General features: G+C 72.4%; 14 protein-coding genes. 6 read left to right on the top strand and 8 right to left on the bottom strand.

Annotated features, from left to right (window positions below):
• Positions 1–3 precede the first annotated feature (3 nt).
• On the bottom strand, positions 4–828 hold the full coding sequence (locus AB5J55_RS12210; RefSeq protein ID WP_369270691.1) for an AraC family ligand binding domain-containing protein: 825 nt from the start codon (positions 826–828) through the stop codon (positions 4–6).
• 45 nt (positions 829–873) lie between these two features.
• Positions 874–1452: a Uma2 family endonuclease gene (locus AB5J55_RS12215; protein ID WP_369270692.1), complete on the bottom strand. Its 579-nt coding sequence runs from the start codon at positions 1450–1452 to the stop codon at positions 874–876.
• Between the two features lie 163 nt (positions 1453–1615).
• Here AB5J55_RS12215 and AB5J55_RS12220 point away from each other — a divergent pair, with 163 nt between their 5' ends.
• Together AB5J55_RS12220 and AB5J55_RS12225 are read left to right on the top strand one after the other, a co-directional pair.
• Positions 1616–2374: a MerR family transcriptional regulator gene (locus AB5J55_RS12220; protein ID WP_369270693.1), complete on the top strand. Its 759-nt coding sequence runs from the start codon at positions 1616–1618 to the stop codon at positions 2372–2374.
• Complete coding sequence (locus AB5J55_RS12225) at positions 2374–2988, top strand: hypothetical protein (protein ID WP_369276164.1); 615 nt, start codon at positions 2374–2376, stop codon at positions 2986–2988. Before AB5J55_RS12220 ends, AB5J55_RS12225 begins: the two co-directional genes overlap by 1 nt.
• Here AB5J55_RS12225 and AB5J55_RS12230 read toward each other — a convergent pair.
• Positions 2939–4375, bottom strand: a complete 1437-nt coding sequence (locus tag AB5J55_RS12230; RefSeq protein WP_369270694.1) for an RNB domain-containing ribonuclease — start codon at positions 4373–4375, stop codon at positions 2939–2941. The genes AB5J55_RS12225 and AB5J55_RS12230 overlap by 50 nt on opposite strands.
• A gap of 73 nt (positions 4376–4448) precedes the next feature.
• Between AB5J55_RS12230 and yaaA the strand changes: the two genes are divergently transcribed.
• Together yaaA and AB5J55_RS12240 are read left to right on the top strand one after the other, a co-directional pair.
• Positions 4449–5231, top strand: a complete 783-nt coding sequence (gene yaaA, locus AB5J55_RS12235) for a peroxide stress protein YaaA (protein ID WP_369270695.1) — start codon at positions 4449–4451, stop codon at positions 5229–5231.
• Between the two features lie 72 nt (positions 5232–5303).
• Positions 5304–5954, top strand: coding sequence for a bifunctional 4-hydroxy-2-oxoglutarate aldolase/2-dehydro-3-deoxy-phosphogluconate aldolase (locus AB5J55_RS12240; protein WP_369270696.1), 651 nt, complete (start codon positions 5304–5306; stop codon positions 5952–5954).
• Here the strand turns inward: AB5J55_RS12240 and AB5J55_RS12245 are convergent.
• From AB5J55_RS12245 to AB5J55_RS12255, 3 genes are read right to left on the bottom strand one after another with little or no spacing between them, the layout of a single operon-like run.
• On the bottom strand, positions 5937–7268 hold the full coding sequence (locus AB5J55_RS12245) for a bifunctional RNase H/acid phosphatase (RefSeq protein WP_369270697.1): 1332 nt from the start codon (positions 7266–7268) through the stop codon (positions 5937–5939). The two genes, AB5J55_RS12240 and AB5J55_RS12245, sit on opposite strands and share 18 nt — an antisense overlap.
• An 11-nt stretch (positions 7269–7279) precedes the next feature.
• On the bottom strand, positions 7280–8023 hold the full coding sequence (locus tag AB5J55_RS12250) for a zinc ribbon domain-containing protein (protein ID WP_369276165.1): 744 nt from the start codon (positions 8021–8023) through the stop codon (positions 7280–7282).
• Positions 8020–8892, bottom strand: a complete 873-nt coding sequence (locus AB5J55_RS12255; RefSeq protein WP_369270698.1) for a Nif3-like dinuclear metal center hexameric protein — start codon at positions 8890–8892, stop codon at positions 8020–8022. The genes AB5J55_RS12250 and AB5J55_RS12255 overlap by 4 nt, the downstream gene beginning before the upstream one ends.
• A gap of 256 nt (positions 8893–9148) precedes the next feature.
• Here AB5J55_RS12255 and AB5J55_RS12260 point away from each other — a divergent pair, with 256 nt between their 5' ends.
• On the top strand, positions 9149–10324 hold the full coding sequence (locus AB5J55_RS12260; RefSeq protein ID WP_369270699.1) for a hypothetical protein: 1176 nt from the start codon (positions 9149–9151) through the stop codon (positions 10322–10324).
• Positions 10325–10421: 97 nt separating this feature from the next.
• Positions 10422–10586 carry a hypothetical protein gene (locus tag AB5J55_RS12265; RefSeq protein WP_369270700.1) on the top strand — a complete coding sequence of 55 codons (165 nt, stop codon included), beginning with the start codon at positions 10422–10424 and terminating at the stop codon, positions 10584–10586.
• A 97-nt stretch (positions 10587–10683) separates the two neighbouring features.
• On the opposite strand, the gene AB5J55_RS12270 is transcribed toward AB5J55_RS12265, so the two are convergent.
• Together AB5J55_RS12270 and AB5J55_RS12275 are read right to left on the bottom strand one after the other, a co-directional pair.
• Positions 10684–11622 (bottom strand): 3-oxoacyl-ACP reductase, encoded by a 939-nt coding sequence (locus AB5J55_RS12270; RefSeq protein ID WP_369270701.1) that lies wholly within the window; start codon positions 11620–11622, stop codon positions 10684–10686.
• Between the two features lie 87 nt (positions 11623–11709).
• Entirely contained in the window at positions 11710–12786 is a 1077-nt protein-coding gene (locus tag AB5J55_RS12275) for a Zn-dependent alcohol dehydrogenase (protein ID WP_369270702.1), read from the bottom strand.
• Positions 12787–12788: the final 2 nt, after the last annotated feature.

Raw genomic sequence — 12788 nt, forward strand, 5'->3', positions numbered from 1 at the left:
GGCTCACACTCCCGTGTCTTGAACGCTGTTGCGGTACGCCGCCGGGGTGACGCCCAGTACCCGGCGGAACCAGCGCGTGAGGTGCGCCTGGTCCGCGAAGCCGACCAGGCCGGCGACCTCGGCCGGGCGCAGGCCCGTCTCCAGCAGGCCTCGTGCCCTGCTCACCCGGTGCTGGGCCAGCCAGGCGTACGGCGGCACTCCCATCGTCGTGCGGAAGGCACGCAGGAGCTGGTAGCGGGAGAGGCCGAGGTCGGTGGCCATGGACGCGAGGGAGGGTGGGGCCGTGAGCTCGTCGGCGAGGCGGTCGCGGACCGTCCTCGCTATGTGATCGGCGCCCGCGACCGTGTCGGTCGTCGCCCGGGCCGTGGAGTGGCGGCGGGTCAGGGCTGTCATGAGCCACGGGATGCGGGACTCGGCCTCCAGGGGGTCCGGGCAGGCGGCGAGTTCGGCATGCGTGCGGGCTAGGGACGTGGCCAGGTCGGGGTCGTCCAGGAGAGGGTCGCGGAAGTGCGGGGCCGCGGTGCCGAGGGTGCCGTCGGTGAGCAGGGACGTATCGGCGTACAGGGCTCGGTAGGCGTATCCGCCGGTCTCGGCCGGGCCGCCCGTGTGCATCTCGCCCGGTGCCAGTACGACGATGGAGCCGGGGGTGGGGCGGATGCGGCCGCCCCGGTAGTCGATGATCTCGCTGCCCCCGACGCAGACGCCGATCGTGAACTCGTCATGGGCGTGCGGGGCGTACACGTGCCGGTCGAAGCGGGCGGTGAGCAGATCGAGCGGCGGACCGCCCCGGCCCAGCCTCGCCCTGGTCCACAGTGCCTGTTCCTTCACCGCACACCCCCAGCGTGTCGTCCTGGGGGTGCAACACCGGGGGCGTCACAGAAAGTCCGCTGTCTCCAGCTCGAAGCCGAAGGGCTCCGGGAGAGAGAGTGGTTTGCCCATCGGACGGGTGCAGTGCTCCCGGTAGTCGTCCTTCTCGGGATCGCTGAACAGTGTGATCGAGGAGGCTTCGCGGTCAACGAGCAAGTAGAGCGGGATGCCTCCGCGGGCGTGGCACCGTCGCTTGGCCTCACGATCGGCCTTGGGCTTGGTGGATGTCACCTCAAGAACCATGGTGACGCCGTCGCAAGGCATCCATGGGTCGGCACCGCGGTAGAGGCGGCGCTCCCTGGGCGCGAAGGTGCCGTCAGGGATCACGCGGTCTTTCTGACCACCCTCGCCGCCCTGCAGGATCAAGCCCTTGGTTCCGGCGAACTGCATCCTGGTCCGGGAATTCAGATACACCTGCTCCACGATCAGCCCGATGTAATCCTCGTGATCCCCGTCCGGCGGGGGCGTCACAACGATCTCCCCCTCGATCAGCTCGGCCCGGAAACCCTCCGGCGTGTCCAGGGCGAGGAAGCCCTCCAGCAGGACCTCTTCCTGCGTGAGCGGCGCATGGGCCATGGCAGTCATGTCATGGCCCTCCTCCGGTCGCTCGCCAGACTGGGACATCGGAAGATCACCTGTCCGAGAGATCGGGAACCGTTCCCTCGATCGTGGCACACGACCAGCGCCACCGTCAGGCGCCGAGCCGGTCACTTGACCCTGCCGCAACGTCAACGTCTCTACTGATCCCATGCGGATCGGAGAACTCGCCGCCGCCGTCGGCGTCACCACGCGCACGGTGCGGCATTACCACCATCAGGGGCTCCTGCCCGAGCCTGATCGGCGTCCCAACGGCTACCGGGAGTACACGTTGCGGCACGCCGTCGTGCTGGCGCGGATTCGGCGGCTGACGGAGCTGGGGCTAGGGCTCGCGGAGGTGCGGGACGTGCTCGCGGAGGATGCCGGAAAGGATCTCGTCGAGGTGCTCACCGAGCTCGATGAGGATCTTTCCCGGCAGGAGGCGGCGATCCGGGAGCGGCGGGTGCGGCTGCGGGCGTTGCTGGAGTCGGAGGGCGGGCTGCCCGTCGAGGGGCCCGTGTCGCCGCAGTTGGCCGCGCTGTTCCGGGACATGGCGCACCTCTCCGACTCCCCCATGGCTGCCAAGGACCGCGAGATGCTCGCGCTGATCGAGACCACGGCCGGTCCCGAGGCGCGGGAGCAGCTCATGGGCGCGCTGGGGAGTGCGCTCGACCGGCCGGGCGGCAAGGAGCGGGCCCTCGCCGCCTACGCCCTGCTCGACGAACTCGTCGACGCCGACCTCGCCGACCCGCGCGTGGAGGAGGCTGCCCGGGCCCTCGCGGACTGCCTGCCCCGCGATCTGCTTCCGGAGCCGTTGGACGTCGACCCCGACAACAGCTTCCTGCGCGCCTTCTACGCCGACTTCGCCCCGGCCCAGGCGGAGGCGATCCGCCGCACCTTGCGTCTGCTCATGGAAGGGGACGGACCGTGATGCGGACCGCGCTCACCCTCCTGCGGCACGAGGTGCGGCTCGTCGCCAGTATCTGGCTGTGGGCGGCCCGGCGCCGGCACGGGCTCGGGGACGGCACCGGCTTCGGGTACTCGCGCGGGCAGGGCACGATGATGCTGGGATTCGGGTTCGTGATCGTCATCGAGTCGATCATGATGTCCGTCCTGCTGCGGAACTACCCGGCGGTGCAACGGGGGTGGTTCATGCTCGACATGTACACCCTTGTGATCATCATCGGTATGCACGCCGCCTCCGTCGTACGACCGCACGTCCTCGACACCGGCTTCCTGCGCGTCCGCCGTGCCGCGCACGTCGATCTGCGCATACCGCTGGAGAAGATCGCGCACGTGCGCCGCGAGCTGCGCACCACCCATGAGCGGGCCGACGGTGAACTCAACCTCCCCATCGGGGCACAGACGACCGTGACGCTCGAACTCACCGAGCCCGTCGCCCACTGCACCTTCCTCGGCCGACGGCGGGACGTCCGTCTCGTGCGCTTCCACGCCGACGAGTCCGACAGCCTCGTACAGGCGCTCGTACAGGCGGTCAATCAGGCTCGAAGCGGACCTTCGGCGCTTCCGGATCTGCCTGTGTGAGGCGGACCCTGAGCCGCTCCCCCAGCGGCAGCGCGTCCGTGCCCTCGATCCGGCCGATGACGGCCGGTGACTCCAACTGCACGGTTCCCACGGCGGGTTGACGCTCCTCCACTTCCACCACCCAGCCGTGGAACACCTCCCCCACCCGGTCCTTGAGCAACGCCGCCTCCACGAGGTCGACGCACGCACGCTCGACCGTGCCCGCGCGCCGGGTGCCCTCTGCCATCCGGGCGGGCAGCGTGTCGAGGGCGGCCGTCACCCAGTCGGGAACCGGCGTGCCGGCGGCGGCCGCGAGGCAGATCTCGGAGGTGTGGCGATCGGCCAGGCGGCGCAAGGGGGCCGTGCAGTGGGCGTAGGGGGCGGCCACGGCCGAGTGGGTGGTGATGTCCGGCAGGGCTCCGTCCCGGAAGACCGTGTAGCCGGCGCCGCGCAGCAGCGTCGTGCACTCCTGGAGGAAGGCCGCGTGGTTCGGGCGGTGGGGGTCGAGGGAGCGGACGAGTTCGGCGTACGAGACGTGGTGCGGCCAGTCGACGTGCAGGGCCTGCGCGGTACGGCGCAGGCGGCCGACGGCGCCGTCGGGGGCGGCGGGGAGGGTGCGCAGGATGCCGGTGCCGGCCGCGAGCATCAGGTCGGCGGCGGCCATGCCGGTCAGCAGGGAGATCTGGGAGTTCCAGCCGTCGGCGGGGAGCGGGGCGCGATAGGCGAGCTCGTAGGTGTGATCGCGCTCGACGATCTCCTGCTCGGGCACGCTGAGCGAGATCCCGCCCCGCTCCACCTCCAGCGCCTCCCTCAGCTCCCCGATCTCCTTGAGCAGGGCCATCGGTTCCTCGGCGGTTGCCTCGTCGATCTGCTTCTGTACGCCCGCATAGTCCAGCTTGGCCCGGCTGCGGACGAGGGCGCGGCGGACGTCGACGGCGAGCGTACGGCCGTCTCCGTCGAGGTTGATGGTCCACAGGACGGCGGGGCGGTCCTGGTCCGGGAGCAGGCTCGCCGCGCCCTCGCTCAGCAGCTCGGGGTGCAGCGGGACCTTCTCGTCGGGGAAGTAGAGGGTGGTCACCCGGCGGTACGCCTCCCGGTCGAGCGCGCCCGACGGTACGACGAAGGCGGCGACGTCGGCGATGGCGTACCGGACGCGGTAGCCGGTGCCCTGCCGGGACAGGTGCATCGCCTGGTCGAGGTCGGTGGAGGTGGGCGGGTCGATGGTGAAGAACGGGATGTCGGTGGCGTCGTACGACGGGGGCGCGGAGGCCTTCGCGGCCCGCTCGGCCTCCGCCAGCACCTCGGGCGGGAAGCTCCCGGGGACGCCGAGTTCGGTACGCAGCGCGGTGAGGGCGGCCCGGAGGGGGGCTTCGGGGGCGCCGGTCACTCGGATGTGGCGGCGGGGCATGAGTCGAGCGTAGGGCGAGGGTGGCCGGGCGGCACGCCGTACCCTGTGGCGGGGTTCGATCGAAGGAGTATGTGTGCTTGTCCTGCTGCCGCCTTCCGAGGGGAAGGCCTCGTCCGGTCGGGGTGCCTCGCTGAAGCTGGAGTCGCTGTCCTTGCCGGGACTCACCGAGGCCCGGGAGGCCGTGCTGAGTGAGCTGGTCGAGCTGTGCCGCGGCGACGAGGACAAAGCGCGGGACGTCCTCGGGCTGAGCGAGGGGCTCCGGGGGGAAGTCGCGAAGAACGTCGAGCTGCCGACGGCAGGGGCGCGGCCGGCCGGGGAGATCTACACCGGCGTGCTGTACGACGCCCTCGACCTGGCGTCGCTGGACGCGGCGGCGAAGAGGCGGGCGGCTCGGTCGCTGCTCGTCTTCTCAGGACTGTGGGGCGCGGTGCGCGTCAACGACCGCATCCCCTCCTACCGCTGCTCGATGGGCGTGAAGCTGCCCGGTCTCGGCGCGCTCGGGGCGCACTGGCGGGCGCCGCTGGCGGACGTGCTGCCCGAGGCGGCCGGGGACGGGCTGGTGCTGGATCTGCGGTCGTCGGCGTACGCGGCGGCGTGGAGGCCGAAGGGCGAGGTGGCCGGGCGGACGGCGTCGGTACGGGTGCTGCATGCGCCGACCCGGAAGGTCGTCAGCCACTTCAACAAGGCGACGAAGGGGCGGATCGTACGGAGCCTGCTGACGGCGGGTGCCGTGCCCGCGGGTCCGGCCGAGCTGGTGGAGGCGCTGCGGGACCTCGGGTACGAGGTGGAGGTCGAGGCGCCGGCCAAGGGCGGCAAGGCGTGGACGCTGGACGTGCTGGTGACGGAGATCCACTGACGCCCCGCCAATGCATTGCAGCATGCGCAACGACCTTTGCGCATGCTGTTCACCGCACGGCAGGATGACGTCATGGCCTCTCCCCTGCCCGCCTCCGTGCTGGATCTCGCGCCCGTCGTGCCCGTCGTCGTCATCGAGGACGCTTCCGACGCCGTACCGCTGGCGCGGGCGCTCGTCACCGGCGGGCTCCCCGCGATCGAGGTGACGCTGCGGACGCCGGCGGCGCTGGACGCGATCCGGGCGATGGCCGCCGAGGTGCCGGAGGCCGTGGTGGGCGCGGGCACGGTCATCACGCCGGAGCAGGTGACGGCGTCGGTGACGGCCGGTGCGCGGTTCCTGGTCAGCCCGGGCTGGACGGACGTACTGCTGGAGGCGATGCGGGAGTCCGGGGTGCCGTTCCTGCCTGGAGTGTCGACCACGTCGGAGGTCGTGGGGCTGCTGGAGCGGGGCGTGACGGAGATGAAGTTCTTCCCCGCGCAGGCCGCGGGCGGTACGGCGTATCTGAAGTCGCTCGCCGGGCCGTTGCCGCAGGCGCGGTTCTGCCCCACGGGGGGAATCGGGCCGGGCAACGCGCCGGAGTATCTGTCCCTGCCCAACGTCGGCTGCGTCGGCGGCACTTGGATGCTGCCGGCGGATGCGATCGCCGCGCGGGACTGGGTCCGGGTCGAGAAGCTGGCCCGGGAGGCAGCGGGGCTGCGGAACGGCTCAGGCGCGCAGGTGTGACGTGTCGTTGAAGAGCCGCACGCTCGCGTTGCCGTCGGCGTAGTACGCCACCGCCGAGAGGGATGCCGCCGAGAGTTCCATGCGGAACAGGGACTCGGGCGGGGCGCCCAGGGCGAGGCGTACGAACGTCTTGATCGGGGTGACGTGCGTGACCAGGAGGACCGTGCGGCCGGCGTACGCCGCGATCAGCTTGTCGCGGGTGGCGGCGATGCGGGTGGCGGTCGCCGCGAAGCTCTCGCCGTCGCCGGTGGGCCGGGCCTCGGGGTCGGCCAGCCAGGCGTTGAGGTCGTCGGGGTGGCGCTCGCGGACCTCGCCGAAGGTGAGCCCCTCCCAGGCGCCGAAGTCGGTCTCGCGCAGACCGTCGTCGACGCTCACGTCGAGACCGAGGCGGGCCGCGACGATGCCGGCGGTCTCCCGGGTACGGGCCAGCGGCGACGCCACGACGGCCTGGATCGTCCCGCGCCGGGCGAGCGCGGCCCCGACCCGCTCGGCCTGCTCCCGGCCGACGTCGGAGAGGGAGGGATCGGTACCGCCGCTCCCCGAGAACCGCTTCTGCGGCGTCAGCGGCGTCTCCCCGTGCCGCAGCAGAACGAAGGTCGCGGGCGCTCCCATGTCGGCAGGAGCCCAGCCGGACGACGGCGCGGCCACCGTACGCGCGGCCCTGACATCGGCCTCGGCCTTCCCGGCCGCGCCGACGGCGGACTGCGCCGCTGCCGGCTCCGACGCTGCGGAAGCGGCGGGAGCGGTGGAGGACCGTCCGCCGGCCAGCGCCGCCCGCGCCCGTGCCGCGCCTGCGGCGGCGTCTCCCGGCGGGCCGGACGGCTCGGCCTCTGCCGCGGCCCGCGCGGCCCGCGCGTCCGCCGCCGCCAGCTCCGCCGTGGAAGCCGCGGGCGACCACTGCTCGCCCCGCTTCCCGGCATCCATCGCCTCGTTGGCGAGCCGGTCGGCGTGCTTGTTCTGCTCCCGGGGGATCCACTCGTACGTCACCTGGGACGCCGGCAGCACGGCCGCCGCCTCGAAGGCCAGCGGCTTCAAGTCGGGGTGCTTGATCTTCCAGCGGCCCGACATCTGCTCGATGACCAGCTTGGAGTCCATGCGGACGTGGACCGTGGCCGTCGGGTCCAGTTCATGTGCGGCGCGCAGGCCCGCCAACAGGCCGCGGTACTCGGCGACGTTGTTCGTGGCGACGCCGATGTACTCGGCCGCCTCGGCCAGTGTGTGCCCCGTCGCCGCGTCGATGACCACGGCACCGTAGCCCGCGGGCCCGGGGTTGCCCCGTGACCCGCCGTCGGCCTCGACGATGAACTCCCGCACGGCACAGGCTCCTAGAGGCCGGACTCGGCCGTACGCACCAGAATCCGGCGGCAGTTCTCGCACCGCACCACGGTGTCCGGCGCCGCCTGGCGGATCTCGTTCAGCTCGGTGATGGCGAGCTCCTGGCGGCAGCCCTGGCAGCTGCGCTGGTAGAGCTTGGCCGCGCCGATGCCGCCCTGCTGCTGGCGCAGCTTGTCGTAGAGCTTGAGGAGGTCCGCGGGGACCGAGGCCGCCATGACCTCGCGCTCCTTCGTGACCGTGGCCACCTCGCGGTCGATCTCCTCGAACGCGGCTTCCCGGCGGGCGGTCGCGTCGTCGACCTTCCCCTGCACGGCGCCGACCCGCTCGGTCAGCTCGGCGACCCGCTCCTGCGCGGACTCGCGGCGCTCCATGACCTCCAGGACGACGTCCTCCAGGGCGCCCTGCCGCTTGGCGAGGGAGGCGATCTCGTGCTGGAGGTTCTCCAGGTCCTTCGGGGAGGTGACGGCACCGGAGTCCAGGCGCTGCTGGTCGCGGGCGGCGCGCTGGCGCACCTGGTCCACGTCCTGCTCGGCCTTGGTCTGCTCGCGGGCGCAGTCGCTCTCCTCGGTCTGCGCGGCGACGAGCAGGTCGCGCAGCTGCGTGTGGTCCTTGGTCAGCGACTCGATGTCGGCGTGCTCGGGCAGCGACCTCCGCCTGTGCGCGAGCTGCTGGAGGCGGACGTCGAGGGCCTGGACGTCGAGGAGGCGGATCTGGTCGGCGGGCGCGGCGTTCAGTTGGGGGCTCCAGATGTGTCCGTGATGGCGGCCGCGTGGGCGGTCCAGGGGTCGGTGACCGTCTTCGAGACGTGGACGCGCAGGTCCCATCCGTTGCGGTCGGAGATCTCGTCGAGCTGGGTGGCGGCCAGCTCGCACCAGGGCCACTCGGTGGCCCAGTGCGCCGCGTCGAGCAGCGCGAGAGGACTGTGGGTGCGGCTGTGGGCGCGGTCCGCGATGAACTCGGACGCCGGGTGGTGCCGCAGGTCCGCGGTGAGGAAGGCGTCGACGCCGGCGGCACGCACATCGTCGAAGAGGCTGTCGCCGGAGCCGCCGCTCACGGCCACCGTGCGGACCGTCGCATCCGGGTCGCCGGCGACCCGGATGCCCTGCGCGGTGGCGGGCAGCCGCTCGGCGGCGCGGGCGGCGAGTTCGCGGACGGTGAGCGGGTGGTCGAGTTCGCAGACACGGCCCAGGCCCCTGCGGCCTTCCGGGTCGCTCGGGTCCGGCACCAGCGGGCGTACGACGCGCAGGTCCAGGGCGCCGGCCAGCGCGTCGCTGACGCCCGGGTCCGCCGTGTCGGCGTTGGTGTGCGCCACGTGCAGCGCGATGTCGTTCTTGATGAGGGTGTGGACGACCCGGCCCTTGAAGTGCATCGCCGCGACCGTCGTCGTACCGCGCAGATAGAGCGGGTGGTGGGTGACCAGCAGGTCGGCGCCCAGTTTCACCGCCTCGTCCACGATCTCCTGGACCGGGTCGACGGCGAACAGGACCCGGGAGACCTCCTGGTCGGGGTCGCCCACGACGGTGCCGACCGCGTCCCAGGACTCGGCCCGCTCGGCGGGCCACAGGTTCTCCAGCGCGGCGATGACTTCAGACAGACGGGGCACGCAGGCAAGGCTACCTGCCTGGTCCGTACGGCTGTACCGGCACGGCATGAGGCGGAAGGCTCCCACGGGCCACGCTCCCGCCACCTCCCAGGCGTCCGGGGGTCCACCCTCCGGTCACCCCTGACCCCGCTCAGCACAAGCACCCCCGTTTCCTCAGGCGAATCGTTCCTGGGCCACCCCTTTGTGTGAAGCGGACCTGGCCGGTCCCACGCCTGTGCGTGCGAAAACTAGCTTCGTTACCGGAGGTGACCGGACCATGACGGCCTGTGCGATCGAGCCCGCGGCGGAGCACGAGGACGGCGACGCGCGTCGGGCGGGATGCACCATCACGGCGGACGGTTCCTACGCGGCCCGCCTCGCGCCGGCAGGCGACTGCTGGTTCCCGGAGCGCTGGACCCTGGACGGCCCCGAGCCCTACGCCGTACCGCTGCCCGCCCACCAGCCGGAGGAGCCCGGCACCGAGGTGCAGCCGATGGGCGACGGGCGGGTCCTGATCTGCCGCCCGACCGACGGACGGCACATCTTCTCGCTGCTGTATCCGACCGGTCCCGGCACCGGCGAGCTGCTGCTCGGCGCGGTCCAGTGCCCGCCGGAGCAGACCCGGCTGCGGCTGCTGCCCCCGGCGCCGGGCGGCGGCAGGGCGTACGCCCTCGCGGTGGGCCGGCACTCCAGCGCGGTGTGGCTGGTGGCGGGGGGCGCGTTCGGGCCGGAGCAGCTCGCGGAGATCCCGGGGCGCTGCTCGGGCGGGGTGTGGCTGGACCGGGGCGGGCGGATGCTGGCCCTCGACCGTCTCGACCCGGAGCCCGGGGGCCGTACGAAGGCCGTCGTGGTCGACCTGGAGCGGGGCGGCGAGGTGTCGCCGCTGCTGCAGATCGCGGACGACAGCGACGACCGGCTGCTGCTCGCCGACCCGGACAGCGGGCTGCTGCTGATCGGCTCGGACGCGCCCTCGCCGGGGCAGGAACGATTGGGCTGGGGCGTGCTGGGCAGCACACTGCCGGTGCGCTTCCCGGAGTGCCTGCGGTTGCCCGACTGCGCGGTGACTCCGTTCGCGATCCAGCCGGGGCAGGTGCTGACGCCGGAGAGCTGCGGGGTGGCGTTGCGGGTCGACGGGCCGGTCGGGAGTTGGGTCGGGGTGTGGCGGCCCGCCGAGCGGCAGGTGCGTCATCTTCCGGCGCCCGAGGGGTGGTTGGCGGGTGCCGGGTTGTGGACGGCCGACGGGGTGCTGCAACTGCCGTATGCCACCGAGGAGGTGCGGTGCGGGGTGGCTCGGGTGGAGGTGCCTTCGTCGGGGGCGGCGTCCTCGAACTCGGCCTCCGGGACGCCGGATTCGGCATCGCGCGAGCCGTCGGAAACGGACCCTCCGGCTCCCGTCACCCCCCGCCCCGTGCCGTTGCAGCAAGCCCCGTTGGGTGGTCTTGTAACGAAGTAGTGGCGGTTGGCGTGGCCGCCTGGATTCGGCCCCTGGGGGGTTGGTTAAACTCGCCCGGCTGTGAGCAAAAGATCATGTTGACGGGGTGAGTTTTCCGATGAGCAACGCCAGCACGACCCAGCCGGGGCCGGCCGACGTTCACGACGTTCAGAAGGCCGCCGGGCACGGCAGGCACCGGGGTCCGGTGTCCGCCCAGGACGGCGAGACGGCCCCCCGCGGCCGTCACCGCAAGCCGGCTGAGGAAACCGAGACGGCGGCCTGACGCCGAATCCGCACGGCCCCGCCCTTCACCGCGAAGGGCGGGGCCGTTCCCGTTCCTGCGCCCCGCCTGGCCATCGCCTTTCCTACGCCCCGCCCGGCTATGCCCTTTTCAGCCCCAGCACCTCCACCGCCCCGAACGTCTCCCCCTCCGGCAGCTCCGCGTAGTGCGGGGTGAGCAGCGCGTCCAGCTCGTCGTACGTGAACGTCTCCTGCTTGCTGTCGAACTTCGCGGCCACCCGCGGCCGTTCGACGACCGCCACCATGCCGCCGTGCACGACGAGCAGCTGGCCGTTGATCCGGGCGGCGGCCGGGGAGGCCAGGTAGCCGACGAGCGGGGCGACATGCTCGGGGGCGAGCGGGTCCAGGCCGTCCTCGGGCCGGTCGAGGCCTGCGAAGACGTCCTCGGTCATGCGGGTGCGGGCGCGTGGGCAGATGGCGTTGGCGGTCACGCCGTACTTGGCGAGCGCGAGGGCCGTGGAGGTGGTCAGCCCGACGATTCCGCCCTTCGCCGCCGCATAGTTGGGCTGTCCGGCGGATCCGGCGAGGAACGCCTCCGAGGACGTGTTCACGACCCGGCCGTACACCGGACCGCCCGCCGCCTTGGACCGCTCGCGCCAGTGCGCGGCGGCGAAGCGGATGGTGTTGAAGTGGCCCTTGAGGTGGACCCGGATCACCGAGTCCCACTCCGCCTCCGTCATGGAGAAGACCATGCGGTCGCGCAGGATGCCGGCGTTGTTGACCAGGATGTCCAGCTTGCCGAACTCCGCGACGGCCAACTCGACCAGTGCGCCCGCCTGTTGGAAGTCGGCGACGTCCCCGGTGTGGGCGAGTGCCGTGCCGCCCGCCGCGCGGATCTCGGCGGCGACCTCCTCGGCGGGCGCGGCGGAGGCCTCGCCGGAGCCGTCCCGGCCGGGCTGCCCGTAGTCGTTGACGACGACGGCCGCGCCGAGCCGGGCGAGTTCGAGCGCCTCGGCCCGGCCCAGGCCGCGTCCGGCGCCGGTGACGATCGCGGACAGTCCTTCGAGTGGCAGTGACATCGGGCTCCTAGAGAAGCGTGGCCGTCAGGAAGCGTGTTCGTCAGAAGCTCGGTCGTCAGGTGGCGCGGTCGCCAGGAGGCGCGGTCGTCAGATCTCTATGCACGTACGCAGTGCCGTGCCCGTCCGCATCTGGTCCAGGGCCTCGTTGATGTCGGCCAGTGGCACCCGGTGGGTGATCAGGCCGGCGAGGTCGATCCGGCCCGCCCGCCACAGGGCGATCGTCCGCTCGTAGGAGCGCAGGACGTCCCCGCCGCCGTACATGGACGGCAGGATCCGCTTCTCGTCGAAGAACAGCTCGAACATGTTGAGCTGGAGGAAGTCGTCCATGGCGCCCGCGCCGACGACGACGAGCGTGCCGCCGCGCCGGGTGTACTCGTACGCCGTGCGGGCGGTGGCGGACTTGCCGACGACCTCGAAGACGTAGTCGAAGCCCTCGCCGGCGGTGACCTGCTGCTTGGCGTCGGCCAGCTCGTCCGGTGAGACGGCCCTGGTGGCGCCGAACCTGAGCGCGGACTCGCGGCGCGAGGCGACCGGGTCGACGGCGACGATCTCGGCGGCGCCCTTGAGCCGCGCCCCCTGGATCGCGGAGATGCCGACGCCCCCGCAGCCGATGACGGCGACCGACGAACCGGCCTCCACGTCGGCCGTGTTGAGGGCGGCGCCGAGTCCCGTGGTCACCCCGCAGCCGATGAGGGCGGCGATGTCGAAGGGCACGTCGTCGGGGATCGGCACGGCGCAGCCGGCGTCGACGACGACCTCCTCGGCGAAGGTTCCGGTGCCGGCGAAGCCGAAGACGTCGCCGCCGGGGCGCTTGAAGTTGGGGGTGCCGGCGTTCATGAACCCGGCCAGGCACAGCTCGGTCTGGCCGCGCTTGCAGGCGGGGCAGGCTCCGCAGGCGGGCAGCCAGCAGACGACTACCCGGTCGCCGGGCTTGAGGTGGGTGACGGCCTCCCCGACCTCGAGGATCTCGCCCGCCCCCTCGTGACCGGGCACGAAGGGCGCCGGCTGGGGCAGCACCCCCGCCATCGCGGACAGGTCGGAGTGACACAGCCCGGTGGCCCGCACCCGGACCCTCACCCTCCCGGGGCCGAAGCCCACCGCCTCGACGTCGTCGAGGACCTCCAGCTTGTCCTGGCCGATCTCGTGCAGTACGGCTGCGCGCATGG

The organism is Streptomyces sp. R11, from assembly GCF_041051905.1.
In the GTDB taxonomy this organism is placed as follows: Bacteria; Actinomycetota; Actinomycetes; order Streptomycetales; family Streptomycetaceae; genus Streptomyces.